This is a genomic window from Kosakonia oryziphila (assembly GCF_900094795.1).
Classification (GTDB): Bacteria; Pseudomonadota; Gammaproteobacteria; order Enterobacterales; family Enterobacteriaceae; genus Kosakonia; species Kosakonia oryziphila.
In genome coordinates, this window is sequence record NZ_FMBC01000012.1 from 42296 (window position 1) to 62585 (window position 20290).

General features: G+C 54.8%; 15 protein-coding genes. 9 read left to right on the plus strand and 6 right to left on the minus strand.

Translation table 11 applies throughout. From position 1 onward, the window contains the following. Positions 1 to 9: 9 nt before the first annotated feature. Together nifD and nifH are read right to left on the minus strand one after the other, a co-directional pair. Positions 10 to 1458, minus strand: a complete 1449-nt coding sequence (gene nifD, locus GA0061070_RS07780; protein ID WP_074779463.1) for a nitrogenase molybdenum-iron protein alpha chain — start codon at positions 1456 to 1458, stop codon at positions 10 to 12. A 27-nt stretch (positions 1459 to 1485) separates the two neighbouring features. Then, the gene (gene nifH / locus GA0061070_RS07785; RefSeq protein WP_090135063.1) at positions 1486 to 2367 is read right to left on the minus strand and encodes a nitrogenase iron protein; all 882 of its coding nucleotides are present in this window, start codon (positions 2365 to 2367) and stop codon (positions 1486 to 1488) included. A 386-nt stretch (positions 2368 to 2753) separates the two neighbouring features. On the opposite strand from nifH, the gene nifJ reads away from it, so the two are divergent. Beyond that, a complete protein-coding gene (gene nifJ, locus GA0061070_RS07790; RefSeq protein ID WP_090135064.1) occupies positions 2754 to 6266 on the plus strand; it encodes a pyruvate:ferredoxin (flavodoxin) oxidoreductase in 3513 nt (1170 codons plus the stop codon). Between the two features lie 187 nt (positions 6267 to 6453). Continuing rightward, positions 6454 to 7293 (plus strand): HAD family hydrolase, encoded by an 840-nt coding sequence (locus GA0061070_RS07795; protein WP_090135066.1) that lies wholly within the window; start codon positions 6454 to 6456, stop codon positions 7291 to 7293. A 91-nt stretch (positions 7294 to 7384) separates the two neighbouring features. On the opposite strand, the gene GA0061070_RS07800 is transcribed toward GA0061070_RS07795, so the two are convergent. Together GA0061070_RS07800 and GA0061070_RS07805 are read right to left on the minus strand one after the other, a co-directional pair. Beyond that, positions 7385 to 8857, minus strand: a complete 1473-nt coding sequence (locus GA0061070_RS07800; RefSeq protein WP_090135067.1) for an amidase — start codon at positions 8855 to 8857, stop codon at positions 7385 to 7387. A 14-nt stretch (positions 8858 to 8871) separates the two neighbouring features. Next, positions 8872 to 10191, minus strand: a complete 1320-nt coding sequence (locus GA0061070_RS07805; protein WP_090135068.1) for an MFS transporter — start codon at positions 10189 to 10191, stop codon at positions 8872 to 8874. 489 nt (positions 10192 to 10680) lie between these two features. Here GA0061070_RS07805 and GA0061070_RS07810 point away from each other — a divergent pair, with 489 nt between their 5' ends. Continuing rightward, entirely contained in the window at positions 10681 to 11592 is a 912-nt protein-coding gene (locus tag GA0061070_RS07810) for a LysR family transcriptional regulator (RefSeq protein WP_090135070.1), read from the plus strand. Positions 11593 to 11619: 27 nt separating this feature from the next. Then, a complete protein-coding gene (locus GA0061070_RS07815; protein WP_090135072.1) occupies positions 11620 to 12117 on the plus strand; it encodes a cupin domain-containing protein in 498 nt (165 codons plus the stop codon). A gap of 379 nt (positions 12118 to 12496) precedes the next feature. On the opposite strand, the gene GA0061070_RS07820 is transcribed toward GA0061070_RS07815, so the two are convergent. After that, positions 12497 to 13387, minus strand: a complete 891-nt coding sequence (locus GA0061070_RS07820; protein ID WP_090135073.1) for a LysR family transcriptional regulator — start codon at positions 13385 to 13387, stop codon at positions 12497 to 12499. A 97-nt stretch (positions 13388 to 13484) separates the two neighbouring features. On the opposite strand from GA0061070_RS07820, the gene GA0061070_RS07825 reads away from it, so the two are divergent. Further along, a complete protein-coding gene (locus tag GA0061070_RS07825; protein ID WP_090135074.1) occupies positions 13485 to 14309 on the plus strand; it encodes an SDR family oxidoreductase in 825 nt (274 codons plus the stop codon). 106 nt (positions 14310 to 14415) lie between these two features. Here the strand turns inward: GA0061070_RS07825 and GA0061070_RS25800 are convergent, their stop codons facing one another. Next, positions 14416 to 14541 carry a hypothetical protein gene (locus GA0061070_RS25800; RefSeq protein ID WP_279616070.1) on the minus strand — a complete coding sequence of 42 codons (126 nt, stop codon included), beginning with the start codon at positions 14539 to 14541 and terminating at the stop codon, positions 14416 to 14418. Positions 14542 to 14585: 44 nt separating this feature from the next. Here GA0061070_RS25800 and bla point away from each other — a divergent pair, with 44 nt between their 5' ends. The 4 genes from bla to fdnI all read left to right on the plus strand — a co-directional run bounded on the left by bla (position 14586) and on the right by fdnI (position 20186). Continuing rightward, entirely contained in the window at positions 14586 to 15455 is an 870-nt protein-coding gene (gene bla / locus GA0061070_RS07830; protein ID WP_090135076.1) for a class A beta-lactamase, read from the plus strand. A 161-nt stretch (positions 15456 to 15616) separates the two neighbouring features. Beyond that, on the plus strand, positions 15617 to 18667 hold the full coding sequence (fdnG, locus tag GA0061070_RS07835; RefSeq protein WP_090135078.1) for a formate dehydrogenase-N subunit alpha: 3051 nt from the start codon (positions 15617 to 15619) through the stop codon (positions 18665 to 18667). Between the two features lie 12 nt (positions 18668 to 18679). Continuing rightward, complete coding sequence (gene fdxH, locus GA0061070_RS07840) at positions 18680 to 19561, plus strand: formate dehydrogenase subunit beta (protein WP_090135080.1); 882 nt, start codon at positions 18680 to 18682, stop codon at positions 19559 to 19561. Next, the gene (gene fdnI / locus GA0061070_RS07845; RefSeq protein ID WP_425256042.1) at positions 19554 to 20186 is read left to right on the plus strand and encodes a formate dehydrogenase-N subunit gamma; all 633 of its coding nucleotides are present in this window, start codon (positions 19554 to 19556) and stop codon (positions 20184 to 20186) included. Before fdxH ends, fdnI begins: the two co-directional genes overlap by 8 nt. The last annotated feature ends 104 nt before the right edge of the window (positions 20187 to 20290 follow it).

The following is a 20290-nucleotide window of genomic DNA, read 5'->3' on the forward strand; positions in this document are numbered from 1 at the left end:
GGATTAAAATCAGGCGGATTTCAGCCACGGCGCGGTCAACTGGCCCCACGCGGGGTTGTTGATCGTCATATCCATATCGCGGGCGAAGATGGCAAAGCCGTCATAACCGTGATAGGGGCCGGAGTAATCCCAGGAGTGCATCTGGCGAAATGGCACCCCCATTTTCTGGAAGATGTACTTTTCTTTAATGCCGGAGCCGATCAGATCCGGCTTCAGCGCTTTGACAAAGGCTTCCAGTTCATAACTGCTGGCATCATCGAACAGCAAAGTGCCTTCTTTCAGATCCGGCAGGGTGCGGTCATAGTCATCGTTATGGGCAAATTCATAACCCGCAGCGATAATTTCCATCCCCAAATCTTCATAAGCACCAATCACATGACGAGGACGTAAGCCGCCCATATAAAGCAGTACTTTGCGGCCTTCCAGACGCGGACGGTATTTGGCGATGATGGCGTCGTTCTGCGCCTGATATTTGGCGATCACCGCTTCGGCGTTGGCGCGAATGGTGTCATCAAACATATCGGCGATTTTGCGCAACGACTCGGCGACTTTGGTCGGGCCGAAGAAGTTGTACTCCATCCACGGAATACCGTGTTTCTCCTCCATATGGCGGGAGATGTAGTTCATTGAGCGGTAGCAGTGCACAAGGTTGAGTTTGACGAACGGCGTGTTCTCCATCTCAACCAGCGTGCCGTCGCCGGACCACTGCGCCACCACGCGCAGGCCCATCTCTTCGAGCAAAATGCGCGACGCCCAGGCATCGCCACCGATGTTGTAATCACCGATGATCGCCACGTCATAAGGGCCAGCCTCAAACGGCTTACCTTCGCGGTTATCCAGTACCCAGTCGCGGATCACGTCGTTGGCGATGTGGTGGCCGAGTGACTGGGAAACGCCGCGAAAGCCTTCGCATCGCACCGGAATGACCGGTTTATTGATGGCTTTGCGGCTGGCGTTAGCGACGGCTTCAATGTCGTCGCCAATCAGGCCTACCGGGCATTCGGACTGAATGGAGATCCCTTTGGTCAGCGGGAACAGCGTCTCCATCTCTTCAATCAGTTTGGTCAGTTTTTTATCGCCGCCAAACACGATATCGCGCTCCTGAAAATCGGAGGTGAAGTTGAGCGTACCGAAACTATCGACACCACTGACGCCGGTGTAGTAGTTACGTCGCCCGGCGCGGGAGTATTGACCGCAGCCGACCGGGCCGTGGGAGATATGGGCCATATCTTTGATCGGCCCGAATACCACCCCTTTAGAACCGGCGTAAGAGCAACCGCGTACGGTCATCACGCCGGGCTGCGACTTACGGTTGGAGATGATGCATTTCCCGACGCTTTCCATCTCCGGGTCGCTCACCATCATGTGCTTTCTGCGTTCTTTGCGCGTTTTTTCCGGAAAGATCTCCAGCACTTCCTGGATGATCTCCAGATTACGTTCGCCAGTTGCATTGCTCATAGTCGTCTTCCTGTTGGCGGGCGTGCATCAAGCCGCGTTTTCTTCGGCGGCGGTTTTACCGATAATGCTGGTGTCTTCCACATCCATAATGCCGAATTCCATCAACAGCGCTTCCAGTTCGTCCATGGTGATGGGCGTTGGCACGACCATTTTGGTGTTGTTGACGATCTTGTTCGCCAGCGTGCGGTATTCGTTGGCCTGGTTGCATTTCGGATCGTACTCAATCACCGTCATACGGCGGATTTCAGCGCGCTGCACAATGTTGTCGCGCGGAACGAAGTGGATCATCTGGGTGCCGAGTTTTTCCGCCAGCGCCATGATCAACTCATCTTCGCGGTCGGTCTGGCGAGAGTTACAGATCAGCCCGCCAAGGCGCACCTTGCCGGATTTAGCGTATTTCACGATGCCTTTAGAGATGTTGTTGGCGGCGTACATCGCCATCATTTCGCCGGAGCAGACGATGTAGATCTCCTGGGCTTTGTTTTCGCGAATCGGCATGGCGAACCCCCCGCACACCACGTCGCCCAGCACGTCGTAAAAGACGAAATCGAGGTCGGGAACATAGGCGCCTTCTTCTTCCAGGAAGTTGATGGCGGTAATCACCCCGCGACCAGCACAGCCAACGCCTGGCTCCGGGCCGCCGGATTCTGCGCAGCGCACGTCGCCGTAGCCGATTTGCAGCACATCTTCCAGTTCCAGGTCTTCCACGGAGCCGACTTCAGCCGCCATCTCCATAATGGTGTTCTGTGCTTTCGCATGCAGGATCAGACGGGTGGAGTCTGCTTTCGGGTCGCAGCCGACGATCATCACTTTCTTGCCCATCTCCGCCAGCGCGGCGACCAGGTTTTGCGTGGTGGTGGATTTACCGATACCACCTTTGCCGTAAATGGCGCATTGACGCATGGTCATGGTGTTTCTCCTGTTGGTTGTGTGAATTGCTTTGTCACATTCTGTTGTGCAGGGAACATACCAGCCGTGCTATTTTATTTAATTTATTGATTTTTAATGATTTTGTATTTTCTCTGCCGCAAAAGTAGAGACAAAGAGTAAACAATCGCCTTACCAATTGTTCGAAACAGAACAATTCCGCACATCGTTTCTATACCTCTGGAGACAACCCACGGCGGTGCGACACTTTGTCGGCAGTTCAACAGGATGTCGTGTCTGCTGTCTTGTTTCATGCAACCGTTTTGTCGTTATTTCCTTTAATGCTTTGTTTATAAAGAGATAAATGAGCTGGCACAGGCTGTGCAACGGCGTCAGGGAGATGACCTCTTACAGTCGAGGAATGTGCAATGTCCGGAAAGATGAAAACAATGGATGGCAACGCGGCAGCGGCGTGGATTTCGTATGCCTTTACTGATGTCGCCGCGATTTACCCCATTACCCCTTCAACGCCGATGGCGGAAAACGTCGATCAGTGGGCGGCTGATGGTAAGAAAAACCTGTTTGGCCAGCCGGTGCGTTTAATGGAGATGCAGTCGGAAGCTGGTGCGGCTGGTGCCGTACACGGCGCGTTGCAGGCCGGGGCGCTGACCACCACCTATACCGCTTCGCAGGGGCTGCTGTTAATGATCCCCAATCTGTACAAAATCGCCGGTGAGCTGCTGCCCGGCGTGTTTCACGTCAGCGCCCGCGCGCTGGCAACCAACTCGCTGAATATTTTCGGCGATCATCAGGATGTGATGGCGGTTCGTCAGAGCGGCTGTGCATTGCTGGCGGAGAGCAACGTACAGCAGGTGATGGATCTCTCGGCGGTAGCACACCTCTCCGCCATTAAAGGCCGCGTACCGTTTATTAACTTCTTTGATGGTTTTCGTACTTCTCATGAGATCCAGAAAATCGAAGTACTGGAGTATGACAAGCTGGCGCCGTTGCTGGATACCGACGCGCTGAACCACTTCCGGCGTAACGCCCTGAACCCGGATCATCCGGTGATCCGTGGTACCGCGCAAAACCCCGATATCTATTTTCAGGAGCGGGAAGCGGCCAACCGCTACTACGATGCGCTACCGGAGATCGTCGAAAACTATATGGCGGAAATCTATCGCCTGACAGGTCGTGAATACCACCTGTTTGATTACTACGGCGCAGAAGATGCCGATCACATCATTGTGGCGATGGGCTCGGTATGCGACACCATTTCCGAAGTGGTGGATGCGCTGATCGACAGCGGTGAAAAGGTCGGGCTGGTGACGGTGCATCTGTTCCGGCCTTTTTCACTGTCGCACTTCTTCGCCAAAATCCCTCCAACCGTCAAACGTATTGCGGTACTCGATCGCACCAAAGAGCCGGGTGCACAGGCGGAACCACTGTGCCTGGATGTGAAAAACGCGTTTTATCACCAGCATAACGCGCCGCTGATCGTCGGCGGTCGCTATGCGCTGGGCGGTAAAGATGTGCTGCCGGGACATATTGTCTCGGTGTTTGAGAACCTGAAAAAACCGCTGCCGAAAGATGGCTTCACGGTGGGGATCTTCGACGACGTCACGCACACGTCGCTGCCGGTGCCTTCTCATGATGTCCATGTTTCCCGCGAGGGGATCACCGCCTGTAAATTCTGGGGGCTGGGTTCTGACGGTACGGTCAGCGCCAACAAGAGCGCCATCAAGATCATCGGCGATAAAACGCCGATGTATGCGCAGGCCTACTTTGCCTACGATTCGAAAAAATCCGGCGGCATTACCGTTTCGCACCTGCGTTTTGGTGAGCGGCCCATTACCTCGCCGTACCTGATCCACCGCGCGGATTTTATCGCCTGCTCGCAGCAATCCTATGTCGATAAGTACGATCTGCTGGAGGGGCTGAACCCCGGCGGCACATTCCTGTTGAACTGCACCTGGTTTGGTGAAGAGCTGGAAGCACGCTTACCAAACAGTATGAAGCGCTATATCGCCCGCGAAGGGATCCGTTTTTACACCCTCAATGCAGTAGATATCGCCCGTAAGCTGGGGCTGGGTGGACGCTTTAACATGCTGATGCAGTCAGCATTCTTCAAACTGGCGGGGATTATTGATCCGCAAGCGGCATCCGGCTATCTGAAGCAGGCAGTCGAGAAATCCTACGGCAGTAAAGGGCAAAAAGTGGTGGATATGAACAATGCCGCCATTGATCTGGGGATGGAAGCCATCCAGGAAGTGATGGTGCCGGAACGCTGGGCGACGCTGGAAGATGAGGCGGTGGAAGAGATGCGGATGGTGCCGGATTTTATCCGCGACATCCTCGAGCCGATGAACCGGCAGAATGGCGACAAACTGCCGGTCAGCGCTTTTGTCGGTATGGAGGACGGGACATTCCCGACGGGAACCGCAGCGTGGGAGAAACGTGGCATTGCGTTGCAGGTGCCGGTGTGGAACCCCGAAGGCTGTACCCAGTGCAATCAGTGCGCCTTTATCTGCCCGCATGCTGCTATTCGTCCGGCGCTGTTGAGTCAGGAAGAGCGCGATGCTGCACCGGTAGCGTTGCTGAGCAAAGCGGCGCAGGGGGCGAAAGATTACGACTATCATCTGGCCATTTCGCCACTTGATTGTTCCGGCTGTGGCAACTGTGCCGATATCTGCCCGGCGAAGGGAAAAGCCCTGCCGATGCAGCCGCTGGAGAGCCAGTTAGCGATGCAACCGGTGTGGGATTATGCGCTGGCTCTGTCGCCAAAAAGCAATCCGTTCAACAAAACCACGGTCAAAGGCAGCCAGTTTGAAACCCCGTTGCTGGAGTTTTCCGGTGCCTGTGCGGGCTGCGGCGAAACCCCGTATGCGCGTCTGGTGACGCAGTTGTTTGGCGATCGCATGATGATCGCCAACGCCACGGGGTGCTCGTCAATCTGGGGGGCCAGCGCGCCGTCAATTCCCTGGACTACCAACCATAAAGGGCAAGGCCCGGCGTGGGCTAACTCGTTGTTCGAAGATAACGCCGAGTTTGGTCTGGGGATGATGCTCGGCGGACGTGCGGTACGCGAACAGCTCGCCAGCGATGCAATGGATGCACTGACCGCACCGCACAGCGAGGCGTTACAACAGGCGTTGCGCCAGTGGCTGGAGAGTAAAGATCGAGGTGAAGGCACGCGCGAGCGCGGCGAGCAACTGAGTGCGCTGCTGGCGCAAGAGAAAGGCGATGATCCGCTGCTGAACCGCATGTACCAGAACCGCGACTATTTCGCTAAACGTTCGCAGTGGATTTTTGGTGGCGACGGTTGGGCGTATGACATCGGTTTTGGCGGCCTCGATCATGTGCTGGCCTCCGGCGAGGATGTGAATATCCTGGTGTTTGATACCGAGGTGTACTCCAACACCGGCGGGCAGTCGTCGAAATCGACGCCAGTTGCGGCGATTGCCAAGTTCGCTGCCGAAGGCAAACGGACACGCAAGAAGGATCTCGGCATGATGGCGGTGAGCTACGGCAATGTGTATGTCGCGCAGGTGGCGATGGGCGCGGATAAAGCCCAGACGCTGCGGGCTATTGCCGAAGCGGAAGCGTGGCCAGGCCCGTCGCTGGTTATTGCTTATGCGGCCTGTATCAACCACGGTCTGAAGGCCGGGATGGGATGCAGTATGCGCGAAGCAAAACGCGCAGTGGACTCCGGTTACTGGCATCTGTGGCGCTATAACCCGCAACTGATGGCGAAGGGCAAGAATCCGTTTATTCTTGACTCCGACGAGCCGGAGGAGAGTTTCCGCGACTTCCTGATGGGCGAGGTGCGTTATGCCTCGCTGGGCCGCACCGCGCCGGAGCTGGCGGATCAACTCTTCGAGCAAACCGAACAGGATGCGAAGCAGCGTTTCGCGCAGTATCAGCGAATGGCGGGAGAGTAAACGGTAATTTTTACCCGGTAATGCTACGTTTAGCGGTGATTTGGATTACGGAGAGACGCCATGCGTATTCACGCATGGCGTTATTTTTTGTTCCGGTATATCTGCACCACGACGAGAATATTAAAACACATACACCGCTGCTATCCTGTGGTCGACAATACTTTCATTGGCTTATAAGGAACGTATTATGAAGTGTGCATTGGTTTATGATTTTGATGGCACTTTGGCTGACGGAGATTGTGCGCAACACGGCCTTATGCCTGCTTTGGGAATCAATAATGTTGGTGCATTCTGGCAGGAGGTAAAGCAGCGCGCAGCAGAAAATGATGGAGATGAAATTCTTTCTTATCTTGGGCTATTGGTTGAAAAAGCGGCCCGGACAAATCCAGATGAACTAAGCATTCATAATCTCAAAAAACATGGTAAATCCATTCCGCTCTATCCTGGGGTTGCTGATTGGTTTGACCGGATTAACAAATATGCCGTTGACAATGGGCTGGATCTCTACCATTACATTATCTCCAGCGGGCTTGATGCGATGATTCGCGGAACGGAAATTGGTGATAAGTTTCGCATGATTTTCGCCTGTAAATATCACTACTCCGCAGATGGCACTTCAGCGACCTGGCCTGCTCAGGCGATTAATTACACGACAAAAACACAGTTTCTTTTTCGGATAAACAAAGGGATTGATAACTCCTGGGATAATGAGGCGGTAAATAGATTTATCGAGCCTGAACTGCGAGAGATACCGTTTCAGCGAATGATTTATTTTGGCGATGGCGATACGGATATTCCCTCCATGAAAATGGTGCGTTATCAGGGCGGTGTCTCACTTGCCGTTTTTGACCAGGATAAATGGAAGACAGCAAAAACGCAGGGAAAAGTTGAAAAACTGATAGCAGAGGAACGCGCCAATTATGTTGTACCTGCCATTTATGAAGAGGGTAGCCAGTTAGATGTCACGGTGAAAGGGCTACTGCAATTGTTTAAGCGTAAGTACGCAAACAAAGCGTTGAGTAAATAATCATGATCGGTGTGACATTGGGTAAAGCTACTGCCTGATAAGCGTAATGCCATCAGGCAGGGTGTTGATCCACCAATCAGCCAGACCGCATTCACCGGCTCACATGCACCTGCGGTACATTGTTGCGGATAAAGCTGCCGCCGAGCGCGCGTTCAAGCTGGGCAGCAAGCTGTAGCAACTGACCATCGTTGGCCTGGCGGGTTTGAAAATGCATACCCAGCGGAATGCCGGACTGCTGCCAGGCGAGCGGGATCGAGATCCCGGCGGTGCCGGTCAGGCTGGCGAGCGGGGTGTAAGAAAAGATATCCCACAGGTTGTAGAACCAGTCCATCACGTCCGGGTTATCGCTCAGCGTCAGGTATTTTTTCTCGCCCAGCAGCGGCGTCGGTTTGGAGAATGTCGGCGTCAGGATCATATCCCACTGCTGGAAAAAACGCCCCAAATCGCGCGATACGGTGTTAAAGGCATCCTGCATTTTCCAGCGTTCGCTGTAGGACATATCAATGCCTTTTTGCCAGAGACGAATGTTGATCGGCTCCACCAGCGCCTCCGGCGGTGAACTCAGCCCTTTTTTCTCCAGCAGACGCTGAATAAACTGCGCAAAATTACTGATATAGCAGGTGGTTTGCGCCTCAAACGCCTGCGCGAAATCAACCTGCGGCGTCACCCATTCAACATGGTGGCCCAGCTCTTTCAGAAAACGCGCGGTGCGCTCTAGCTCGCTGACAAAATGAGCATCGGAACGGTAATTGCCCCACTCGTGGGAAACGGCAATACGCAGCGGCACAGGATCGTGCTTAATCATCTCGCTGTACGGCTGTTTGCTTTCCCAGTAGGGCATAAACTCGCCCGGCGCGCCGCCCCGGCAACTGTCGATAAACCGCGCCGTGTCGCGAACGCTGCGGCTGACGCAGCCCTGCGTGGAAACAAACCCGGTGATATCGGAAAGCGCCGGAGCGATGGATAACACGCCGCGCGAGCTTTTTAACCCAATCAGCCCGTGGGAACCCGCCGGGATGCGAATCGAGCCGCCGCCGTCGGTGGCATGCGCCAGCGGTACGATTCCCGCCGCGACTGACGCACAAGAACCGGCCGACGATCCGAAAGTGGTATAGGCCGGGTCCCATGGATTACGGGTCACATAAACTTCCGGGTTTTCCACCGAGCCGCAAACGCCAAACTCCGGGGTGGTGGTGCGGCCAATAATGTTCAACCCGGCGGCGCGGATTTGCGTGGTGAGAAACGCATCTTCTGCCGGGCGGTTGCCCTGCATAAATTTCGAACCTTGCTCCTGTAGCCGGTTTTTTATGCCGGGGCCGAGATCTTTCATCAGAAACGGCACGCCGCGAAACGGGCCATCGAGCCGCGTGCCGTCGGTCTGCGGCGCGGCGATTGCATCATCAAACAGTTCCACCACGGAACCGATTTGTGGGTTGATCAGGCTGACGGCGGCCTGCGCCTGCTGTGCTAGTTCGGCGGCGCTGATCTCACCTTGCTGCACCCGTTCTGCCAGCGCAGTGGCATCGTGTGATGCCCATTCTTGCCAGTTCATGACGGTTTTCATGGTTTCCTCCTTGATTACTGAACGGTGGTGCGACGACCCGCCAGCGCAGGCTGCGGAGCTTTACGCTCTTTCAGCATGACGGTGGCGGCCAGACTGAGAATATTGGCGGCAATCAGGTAGTAACCGGGAGAAACCGGGTTGCCGGTTACTTTGATCAGCCATGAAAAGACAATCTGCGCGGTACCGCCAAACAGCGTAATGCCAAAGGCAAAGGCGATAGAAAAGCCGGTGGAGCGCACATATTTCGGGAAGTTTTCGCACAGCACGACGAGCACGCCGGAACCGCTGATGCATTGCAGAGCGGCAAAGACGGTGATCACGCTGTAGAACACCATTTCGCTGCGCCAGGTGTTGATGATCTCAAGCCCCGGCAGCAGCAACAGCAACAGGATCAGGCGCGGGGCGATGATGGTCATCTTTCTGCCAACGCGATCCGCCATCCAGCCGCCGATCAGCGAAAAGACCACCACGCAGACGCCAATCAAAATCGTGGACGCCATGGCGCTGCCCGGCGTAAACGCCAGTTCGTTGAGCGCGTAAGTGGTCATGTAGTTGAGGAAATATTGGGTGATGGTGCTGCCGGAGAGGATAAAAATCCCGGTCAGAACCAGCCCGCGATAGTTCTTCACCACTTCACCGAGCAGGCTGCCGGTGGAGTGGCTGGCCTCGCTATTGTCAGACTGATAATTCTCGCGCAGATTGCGGCGCAGGTAGATAGCGATAGGCAGGATCAACAATCCGAAAGCGAACGGTACGCGCCAGCCCCAGGCGGCGAGATAGTGCGGTGACAACAATACCGTGAGCGTATAGCCAATCACGCCCGCGCTGATGCCTGCCAGACCTTGGGCGACAATCTGCCAGCTGGTGTAGAAGGCGCGTTTGCCCTCAGGGGCGGCTTCCATAATAAACGTGGTTGCCGGGCCAGCTTCGCCGCCCCAGGCCAGCCCCTGCAACATGCGCACCAGTACCAGTAAAACCGGCGCGGCCATGCCAATGGTTTCATATCCCGGCAGGAAGACTAAGCCGCCGGTGCCGATGGTCATAAATACCATGGTTAATAACATTGCCGGTTTGCGCCCAACGCGGTCGGCGTAGCTGCCAATAAAAATGGCGCCCAGCGGCCGGACAATAAAGCCGATGCCAAATACCGAAACGGACAATAACAAACTGGTAAACGGATTATCCGAAGGAAAGAAAACATGGCCGATCATCACCGCAAAGGTGGCGTAAGCGCTGAAATCAAAAAACTCGACGGCGGCGCCCAGTACAACGGCGATCACTTCTTTACGCGTCGCTTTTGGCGGCGTGGCTGCGGGATTTGTTTCGTTTGCCATAAACAGTCTTCCTCAGGGGTTGAGACGAATTAACAACATGGCGGAGATATAACAAGCACAGATAATGTTCACTATCACAATCGTGCAGGAGCAGTGCGTAAAAAATGTGTTCACTGAAGGGCGGGCAATATAAATAAGAAAATAGTATTACCTTCTCTAATTTTTTGAATTGTCTTATTTTTTTTGTTTTTATCCGGCGATCTGTATTGACTGATAAAAAATAACGCTCCCGACTCTGCACTTAAACAGTGCTTTCATTTCGTTAGCAGTGCGTAAATATTTTTTGCAAAACTTATAGCATCCTGATGATTATTAAACCGTTTTTTCTCTCTGCAAGATAAAAACCAATCCTGTTTTTGCACGATTATTGTTCGTCGCGCCTGTTTACAGTGCAGCGGCGAGGAAAAATAAAGGATAGCCCCGCTGATTTGTCAATCTCAACACCGGCGTAATAAGGTGAAAAGGGTGAAATAACGGCAGGGGGAAAATATGCAATTACGCGCGCTGCGCTATTTTAGCCAGGTGGCGAAATCCACTTCGTTGCGTGATGCCGCCGATAAATTGTTTGTCGCGCCGGGTGCCGTCACGCGGCAAATCGATATTCTGGAACACCACTATGGCGCGCAGCTGATCGAGCGCACGCCGCGCGGTATCAAACTGACGCGGGAAGGGGAATTTCTCGCCCAGGCCGTGGATGCCACCTTACGCGAACTGGATGCGGTGAAAGCGCGCATCTCAAGTACGCAAAGCGTGGTGTCCGGCACGGTGCGTATCTGCGCGGCAGAGAGCCTGATCGCCGCGTTTATCGCGCCGGTTATCTGCACCTTCCGCCAGCGTTATCCTGCGGTTTCGTTTGACATTGATATTGGCAGTGCGCCGCATGTCGCCGAACAATTAATCAGCGGTCATGCTGATGTGGCACTGGCGTTTTATATGCCGGTCAGCGCGGAGCTGCAGGTGACGCACTACTGTGCGTTGCAGCACAAAGTATTGATGGCGGCGCACCATCCGCTGGCGAAGAAAAGCCTGCTGACGCTCACCGATCTTGCCCGTCATCCGCTGGCTATTCCGCCTGCCAGCTATGCGGTGCGGCAATTGCTCGAATCCGCCGCCCGGAGGGAGAATCTGCATTTTGATTTGTGTTATATCGCCAGTTCGCTGGAAGTGCAAAAAGCGCTGGCGCGACAAGGACTGGCGCTGTTGATCCTGCCGCAACTGAACGTTAACGACACCACCGGACACGAGGATTTTGTTGCCGTGCCGCTGGCGGATCCGCTGATGGGCACGGTGAAAGTGGATCTCTGCCTGCCGCGCCAGCGCACGCTGTCGATGGCGACGCGCATCTTCCATCAAATGTTGGCTGAACAAATTGACAGGCAGAATGGGTCGTTCCAATACTGAGGTGTCACCTTATTTCAGGAACTGTTTATGAGTGCGAAGACCGCCATACCGTTTGTCATCCGCAACTTTAATTCCATTGAGATGGAACATTTTGTCCGCCCGCCGCTTTATGAATCTCTGGGCGGTTCGCTGACCAAAGGCACTGCCGCCAGCAAGCTCGGTGCGTCAATCGATACGTTGCCGCCGGGTAAACGCGGCTGCCCGTTTCACCTGCATCATGCGCAGGAGGAGATGTTTATCGTGCTGAATGGGCGCGGCACACTGCGCATTGGTGATGAGGAGCGCGCCATTGAAGAGGGCGATGTGATCTGTATTCCACCGGGAAAAGCATGGCCGCACCAGATTATTAACACCTCCGATCAGCCGCTGCTCTATCTCTCGATCAGCACAATGGAAAGCCCGGAAATTTGCGAATACCCCGATGCTGATAAATTCCTCGCCAGAGTGCGTATCAACGGCAAAGACGATTTTCGCCGGGTTGATTTTCGTGGCGAGGGGGTGGATTACTGGGAAGGGGAAAAGTGAGATAAACGCCGGAGGTTTTGCCCCGGCGCGCTATTTAACGCATCTCTGCATATCTTTTTTATTTTAATAAGAGAGATAATATATCTTCCGTGTTTGAATATTATTAACGCCTTTCCCTATTATATCCACGCTGATCTGCTGTACATGAAAAATATTATATGTGGCGACGGCTTATTCGTGCCGGAAACCATCCGCGAGATGCCGCTAATATGATAGGCAGTAAATTTTGTTATAAGCAGGGCAAACAGAAAAGAAGCATCCAGCTCTTCAGTATCCGTTTAAATGAAGTAAACCGTGTTTTTTTATGATTGAAGAAAAAGAGCGGATTGTGAAAATACTCAATATTGGCGTCACTCCTTCGGTTAAGTCAAAAAAGTAGTTACGCCACGGCACGTATTGCGGCAATAAACGCCTTGAGCGTCGCCGGAACATGACGGTGGCTGGCGTAATAAAGACACAATCCCGCAATTGGCGGACACCACGCTTTAAGAACCTGCACCGCCAGCCCGTCGTCCAGCGCCTGGCGGGCATACGGCTCCGGCACATAGGCGATGCCCAGCCCCAGCACAACCGCTTCCACCATCAGCGCACTGTTATCCAGACACAGCGTGCCGGGTACATTCAGCGTTAACGGCTTATTGTCGCGCATAAACTCCCAGCGATAGCGTTTGCCGCCCGGCAGACGCTGCGCGATGCATCGGTGCTGCAATAAATCTTCCGGCGTTTGCGGTGTTCCTGCCTGTTCAAGGTAACCGGGCGCAGCAACGGTAATAAAACGGATGTCGCCGCCAAACGGCACGGCAATCATGTCGCGCGGCACCGCTTCGGCCAGCCGGACTCCGGCGTCGAAACCGGTAGCCACGATATCCACCAGACGGCCATCGGTGACCAGATCCAACTCCACCTGCGGATGCGCCCGTAAAAAATCCGCCACTACATGCCGTAACAGCCAGCGTGCGCCGCCTTCATTGGCGTTGATGCGCAGCGTACCGTGCAGCTCCTGCGGCTGGAAACGGGTGCTGTCGAGCACATCGTCCAGCGCACCCAGCAGCGGATCGAGCCGTTGCAGAAAATCCGCACCTTGCTGGGTAAGCGACACACTGCGGGTCGTGCGGTGCAACAACCGGACGCCCAGTCGGGTTTCCAGCGCGCGCATGGCGTGGCTAAGCGCCGAGCGGGAAACACCCAGTTCTCCCGCTGCCTGCTGAAAACTCTGCAAACGGGCCACAAGAAGAAACGCTTTCAAATCGTTGAGGCTGACATTTTTCATTGTTGAATTTTTTGCACGACTTCATGCCGATTGGTGAGGCTTATTCTAGCACTGGCGACGGTATAGGCTACAGATCCACTCACTTCAGGAGGTCACTATGTTGACATGGCTGATTACCGGCGCGTCTTCCGGGCTTGGGCTGGCAATGACGCAAAAATTACTGGCGCGCGGCGATCGTGTTGCGGCCTGTGTTCGTCGTGCTGATGCGCTGAGCGATCTTCAGGCGCAGTATGGCGGGCAGCTGTACCTTTGCCGTTTTGACATGACAGATACCGCCGCGATGCGCGGCGAAATTGAGCGCGCCTTCAGCACGCTCGGCAGAATTGATCGGGTGGTGAGCAATGCCGGTTACGGGCTGTTTGGCGCGGCGGAAGAGGTCAGTGATGCACAGATCGAACGACAAATCGCCACCAATCTGATTGGTTCAATTCAACTGGTGCGCGCGGTGCTGCCGTGGCTAAGAACGCAGGGCGGCGGGCGAATTGTGCAGGTTTCCTCTGAAGGCGGGCAGGTGACCTATCCCAATTTCAGCCTGTACCACACCAGTAAATGGGGTATTGAAGGTTTTCTTGAGTCGCTGGCGCAGGAGGTAAAACCTTTTGCAATTGATGTGGTGATTGCCGAACCCGGACCGACACAAACCGGTTTTGGCGGCGGCCTCGATCATGCACAGCCGATGACAATCTACGATGCCACGCCCGCAGGCGACGTGCGGCGCGGTATTGCCAACGGTGATTTTGCCATTACCGGCGATGCGGATCGCACGGTAGAGGCGATTATCGCCGTCACCGACCGGCAAAACCCGCCTCAGCGGGTGCCGCTCGGCAGTATCGCTTACGATCATTTAGTGGCGACGCTGGGCGCACGGCTGGCTGAAATTGAAGGCCAGCGTGAGTTGGCGTACTCCGCAGACCGTACATAAATTAGCGCATCGACAAAAGTGGTTTTGTTACCTGGCCCGGCAGGCGGTAAAACGCGATTGCCTGGGATGTGGAACCTGCGGTGGCTGTAGGCGCCGGTAATCGGGATCAGAGCCGAGGCATTGACCAGGCCAGTAACATTCTGACGCGCAGCATACCCGATGTGCCGGGTTCGGCGCACAGCGTGGTTAAAGGTTCTTCGAACGCGCGGTAGCGTAATGCTGTATTATTCATCTCTTCCTTCAATGTATCGCTTCGCATAGTCAGGGATTCTATCTATGTTTTTCTCAACGAAATCAATCTGTTCTCTGTTGCTGATTTTTCTGCCATTGGTGCATGCCGCTGCCATGGACTCTGCCCGGCTGGCCAATGTTGTACATTTACAGGAACAGCAGCTTGGCGCGCGCATTGGCGTAGCCGTGCTGGATACCGCCAGCAGTAAAACGGTGAGTTACCGTGGGGACGAGCGTTTTCCGCTCAACAGCACTCACAAAGCGCTGCTGTGCGGTGCATTACTCAGCAAGGTGGATAAAGGCGAGCTGGCGCTGACGGAAAGCACGCAATTCCCGCGTTCAGCACTGGTGGAGTACTCGCCGATAACGGAAAAATTTGTTGCCCCGGCGCGCATCAACTGGCAACAACTGTGCAGTGCGGCGGTCAGCTACAGCGACAACACAGCGGCGAATCTGCTGGCGCAAAAGCTTGGCGGCCCGGCGGCCATTACCCAGTATCTGCAAACGTTAGGTGACAGTGTCACGCGTCTGGATCGCGTTGAACCTGAGTTGAACAGTGCGGTTCCCGGCGACGAGCGAGATACCACCACGCCGCTGGCCGTCAGCCGTACACTGCAAAAATTGACGCTTGGAACAGCGTTGAAGCCCGGTTCACGCGCGCAGTTAATTCAGTGGATGCGTGAGGATAAGGTCGCCGATGCTTTATTACGTTCGACGCTGCCTGCCGGTTGGACCATTGCCGATAAAACGGGTGCCGGGGATTTTGGTTCGCGTTCAATTATTAGCGTGGTATGGCCGAAAAATAGTACTCCTCGTATCGTAGTTATTTATATAACGAATACAAAAGCGACGTCAAAGCAGAGTAATGCGGCCATCGCCAGCCTCGGGAAAGAGATATTTTCCGCGATCAAATAACCCGCCGACAGCGGGATAAATAACCGCTGTCCTTTTAAGTTAAATTTCCGCTTGCCCCGAAAAAATCGCAAAAATAACCATAAATGGATAATGGTTAAGTGGTGAGAATATCCTTATAATCTCCGTCCCTTTTCATGTCTTAAGTTTAAGCTGGAGGACACATGGAGCTCAACCGGAGGCAGTTCTTTCGGATCTGCGCGGGCGGTATGGCAGGAACGACTGTCGCATCTCTCGGATTCTTATCATCTTTTTCCGTTCATGCGGAAACACGTCAATATAAACTCTTAAAAGCAAAAGAGACGCGAAATAACTGCACTTACTGCTCAGTCGGTTGTGGAATGCTGATGTACAGTCTTGGCGATAGTGCAAAAAACGTTCAGCAGAGTATTTATCATATTGAAGGCGATCCGGATCACCCGGTTAGCCGCGGCTCTCTGTGCCCAAAAGGTGCAGGGGTGCTGGACTATATTCACAGCGAAACACGTTTACGTTACCCGGAATATCGCGCGCCGGGATCAGATAAATGGCAGCGCATTTCCTGGGATGATGCCATCGATCGTATTGCGCGATTAATGAAAAAAGATCGCGACGCCAATTTTATTGAGAAAAACGCGCAGGGGCTGACAGTCAATCGCTGGACCACGACAGCCATGCTGTGCTCTTCGGCGGCCAGCAATGAAACCGGTATTCTCGACGGTAAATTCACCCGCTCGCTGGGGATGGTGGCGATTGATTGCCAGGCACGCTTGTGCCACGGCCCGACCGTTTCGGCGCTGGCGCCGACCTTTGGTCGCGGCGCGATGACCAACAACTGGGTGGACATTAAAAACGCCAACGTGGTGCTGATCATGGGCGGGAATGCCGCCGAAGCGCACCCGGTCGGTTTTAAATGGGTGGTGGAAGCGCAAACCAAAAATGACGCTACCGTTCTGGTGGTCGATCCGCGTTTTAACCGCAGCGCGGTAGTGGCGGACTTTTATGCGCCGATCCGCGCCGGTTCCGATACCGCGTTTCTGCTTGGCGTAATCCGCTACTTGCTTGAACACGACCAGGTTCAGCACGAGTATGTGCGCCACTACACCAACGCCGGGTTGATTGTTCGTGAGGATTATGCCTTCAACGACGGTCTGTTCAGCGGCTATGACGCCAACAAACGCCAGTATGACAAATCAAGCTGGTTCTATCAGCTCGATGCCCAGGGCAATGCGCTGCGCGATGATACCTTCAGCCATCCGCGTTGTGTATGGAATCTGCTGAAAGCCCACGTTGATCGCTACACGCCGGAAATGGTCAGCCGTCTGTGCGGCACCACGGTGGAGGATTTCACCCATATTTGCGGCGTTCTTGCCAGCACCAGCAAACCGGATCGCACGGCCACCATTCTCTATGCACTGGGCTGGACGCACCATTCCGCCGGGGCGCAGATTATTCGCGCTGCCGCAATGCTGCAACTGCTGCTCGGCAACATCGGTATGGCGGGAGGTGGGGTAAATGCCTTGCGCGGTCACTCCAACATTCAGGGCTATACCGATCTTGGCCTGCTGTCGATCAATCTGCCGGGATATATGCCGCTGCCGTCGGAAAAACAGCCGGATTACCAGACCTATATTTCGCAAATTACGCCGCCATCGCTGGGTGTGAATGAAGTCAACTACTGGCAAAACACATCAAAGTTTTTCGTCAGCATGATGAAAAGCTTCTGGGGCGAACATGCCACGGCAGACAACAACTGGGGCTACGACTGGTTGCCGAAATGGGACCGTCTGTACGATGTGATGACCCAGGCCGAGATGATGCAGGAAGGCAAAATCAACGGTTATATCGTACAGGGATTCAACCCGCTGGCCGCCTTCCCGGATAAAAACAAATCCTCACGCGCGCTGGCAAAACTGAAATACATGGTGGTTATCGATCCTCTGGCGACCGAATCCTCCTCCTTCTGGCAGAACCACGGCGAGATGAACGATGTTAACCCGGCTGATATTCAGACCGAAGTGTTCCGTCTGCCATCCTCCTGCTTTGCCGAAGAAGATGGTTCGATTGTCAACTCCAGCCGCTGGTTGCAGTGGCACTGGGCCGCCGCCGAGCCGCCGGGTGAAGCGCTGCACGATGCCAAAATCCTCGGACGGCTGTTTATGCGCCTGCGCGAGCTGTACCAGCAGGAAGGCGGAGCAAACCCCGCACCGCTGCTGAATGTCAGTTGGGATTATGCCGACCCGTACGATCCGCAACCGGAAGAGATTGCCCGCGAAGCCAATGGCAAAGCGCTGCGCGATCTGTACGACGACAACGGCGTGCTGATCGCCAAAAAAGGGGAACAGTTAAGCAGCTTTGCCCAGTTACGCGCGGACGGTTCCACCAGCAGCTACTGCTGGGTCTACTGCGGTAGCTGGACGGCGAAAGGCAATCAGATGGCGAACCGCGATAACAGCGATCCCTACGGTCTGGGTTGTACGCCGGGCTGGGCGTGGTCGTGGCCTGCCAACCGCCGTATTCTCTACAACCGCGCTTCCGCCGATCCGTCCGGGAAACCGTGGGATGCCAAACGAGCACTGCCGCACTGGGACGGCCAGCGCTGGACGGGAATGGACGTGGCTGACTATAGCCAGGCCGCGCCGGACAGCAATGTTGGGCCATTTATCATGAACCCCGAAGGCGTGGGGCGTCTGTTCTCGCTAGACAAAATGAATGACGGCCCGTTCCCGGAACATTACGAGCCGATTGAGTCGCCGATTGGTAGCAACCCGCTACACCCGGCGGTGGTTTCCAGCCCGGTGGTACGCATCTTTGAAGCCGATAAAGCCAATATGGGCAAAGTTGATGACTTCCCGTATGTCGCCACGACGTATTCGATCACCGAGCTGTTCCGTCACTGGACAAAACACGCGCGGCTGAACGCCATTGCCCAACCGGATCAGTTTATTGAGATTGGTGAAGCGCTGGCGCAGGAGAAGGGGATTGTGGCCGGTGATGTGGTGAAAGTCAGCTCCAGACGTGGCTATATCAAAGCCAAGGCAGTGGTCACCAGGCGCTTACAGACGCTAACCATCGACGGCAAGCGCATCAATACCGTGGGCATTCCGTGTCATTGGGGGTTTGAAGGGGCAACGCGCAAAGGCTTCCTCGCCAATACGCTGACGCAGTCGGTCGGCGATGCCAACTCGCAAACGCCGGAATACAAGGCGTTTTTAGTGAACATTGAGAAGGCGTAAGGAAGCGAAGCGATGTCCATGCAATCACAAGACATTATCAAACGTTCAGCCACCAATGGCTTTACGCCACCACCACAGGCGCGGGATTTCCGCGCGGAAGTGGCAAAACTGATCGACGTCTCCACCTGTATCGGCTGTAAAGGCTGCCAGGTAGCCTGCTCGGAGTGGAACGATATTCGCGACGAGGTGGGTTACTGCGCCGGGGTTTACGATAATCCGCTTGATTTAAGCGCGAAATCCTGGACGGTGATGCGTTTCAGCGAAACCACGCAGAACGGCAAGCTGGAGTGGCTGATCCGCAAGGATGGCTGTATGCACTGCGCCGATCCTGGCTGCCTGAAAGCCTGCCCGTCGGCGGGGGCGATTATTCAGTACGCTAACGGCATCGTCGATTTTCAGTCTGAGCACTGTATCGGCTGCGGTTACTGCATTGCCGGTTGTCCGTTCAATGTGCCGCGCCTCAACCCGCAGGATAACCGGGTTTACAAATGCACGCTCTGTGTCGATCGCGTCAGCGTCGGCCAGGAGCCTGCCTGCGTGAAAACCTGTCCGACCGGGGCGATTCACTTTGGCACCAAGGCCGAGATGCTGGAGTTGGGCGAGGCGCGCGTGGTGCAACTGCAAAAACGCGGCTATCACCAGGCGGGCGTCTACAATCCGCAGGGCGTTGGTGGTACGCATGTGATGTATGTGCTGCAACATGCCGACCAGCCGGAGTTGTATCACCATCTGCCCAACGAACCGAAGATCGATGTTCCGGTAAATTTATGGAAGGGTATCCTCAAGCCGCTCGCCGCCGCCGGGTTTATCGCCACCTTTGCCGGTCTGCTGTTCCATTACATTGGCATCGGGCCGAACAAAGAGACGGATGACGAGGAGAATGATGATGAGTAAGATCCTGCGCACCAAATTTATCGATCGGGCGTGTCACTGGACGGTAGTTACCTGCTTTTTCCTCGTGGCGGTTTCCGGCGTTGCACTGTTCTTTCCTTCGCTGCAATGGCTGACGCAAACCTTTGGCACGCCGCAGATGGGGCGCATCCTGCACCCGTTCTTTGGTGTGTTTATCTTCCTGATCCTGATGGTGATGTTCGTGCGTTTTGTACATCACAACATCCCTGATAAACAGGATCTGCCGTGGATCAAAGGGATCGTGGAGGTGCTGAAGGGCAACGAGCATAAAGTGGCGGATGTCGGCAAATACAACGCCGGGCAGAAGATGATGTTCTGGACCATCATGAGCATGATTACGCTTCTGCTGACAACCGGCATTGTCATCTGGCGACCGTGGTTTGCTCACTATTTTCCGATTCCGCTGATCCGCTGGTGTTTGCTATTCCACGCCACCTCGGCCGTGGTGCTGATCCTTGCCATCCTGGTGCATATCTATATGGCGTTCTGGGTGAAAGGGTCGATCACCGGCATGATTGAAGGCAAAGTGAGCCGTCGCTGGGCGAAGAAACATCACCCGCGCTGGTATCGCGAAGTGGAGGCTGCTGAGAAGAAACAACAGCCATAATCCCGCCTGGCCGGAGGCAATCCGTTCTCCGGCCACACTCTCTCTGGCCGCCGCTCCGCTGGCTTTTCCGAATATCGTCTATGATTGTTTCTCGTGACATCGTG

Bases quoted from the DNA above. Each gene is read 5' to 3' on its own strand.
- nifD (WP_074779463.1), bottom strand. From the start codon at position 1,458: ATGAGCAATGCAACTGGCGAACGTAATCTGGAGATCATCCAGGAAGTG.
- nifH (WP_090135063.1), bottom strand. From the start codon at position 2,367: ATGACCATGCGTCAATGCGCCATTTACGGCAAAGGTGGTATCGGTAAA.
- nifJ (WP_090135064.1), top strand. From the start codon at position 2,754: ATGTCCGGAAAGATGAAAACAATGGATGGCAACGCGGCAGCGGCGTGG.
- GA0061070_RS07795 (WP_090135066.1), top strand. From the start codon at position 6,454: ATGAAGTGTGCATTGGTTTATGATTTTGATGGCACTTTGGCTGACGGA.
- GA0061070_RS07800 (WP_090135067.1), bottom strand. From the start codon at position 8,857: ATGAAAACCGTCATGAACTGGCAAGAATGGGCATCACACGATGCCACT.
- GA0061070_RS07805 (WP_090135068.1), bottom strand. From the start codon at position 10,191: ATGGCAAACGAAACAAATCCCGCAGCCACGCCGCCAAAAGCGACGCGT.
- GA0061070_RS07810 (WP_090135070.1), top strand. From the start codon at position 10,681: ATGCAATTACGCGCGCTGCGCTATTTTAGCCAGGTGGCGAAATCCACT.
- GA0061070_RS07815 (WP_090135072.1), top strand. From the start codon at position 11,620: ATGAGTGCGAAGACCGCCATACCGTTTGTCATCCGCAACTTTAATTCC.
- GA0061070_RS07820 (WP_090135073.1), bottom strand. From the start codon at position 13,387: ATGAAAAATGTCAGCCTCAACGATTTGAAAGCGTTTCTTCTTGTGGCC.
- GA0061070_RS07825 (WP_090135074.1), top strand. From the start codon at position 13,485: ATGTTGACATGGCTGATTACCGGCGCGTCTTCCGGGCTTGGGCTGGCA.
- GA0061070_RS25800 (WP_279616070.1), bottom strand. From the start codon at position 14,541: ATGAATAATACAGCATTACGCTACCGCGCGTTCGAAGAACCTTTAACC.
- bla (WP_090135076.1), top strand. From the start codon at position 14,586: ATGTTTTTCTCAACGAAATCAATCTGTTCTCTGTTGCTGATTTTTCTG.
- fdnG (WP_090135078.1), top strand. From the start codon at position 15,617: ATGGAGCTCAACCGGAGGCAGTTCTTTCGGATCTGCGCGGGCGGTATG.
- fdxH (WP_090135080.1), top strand. From the start codon at position 18,680: ATGTCCATGCAATCACAAGACATTATCAAACGTTCAGCCACCAATGGC.
- fdnI (WP_425256042.1), top strand. From the start codon at position 19,554: ATGAGTAAGATCCTGCGCACCAAATTTATCGATCGGGCGTGTCACTGG.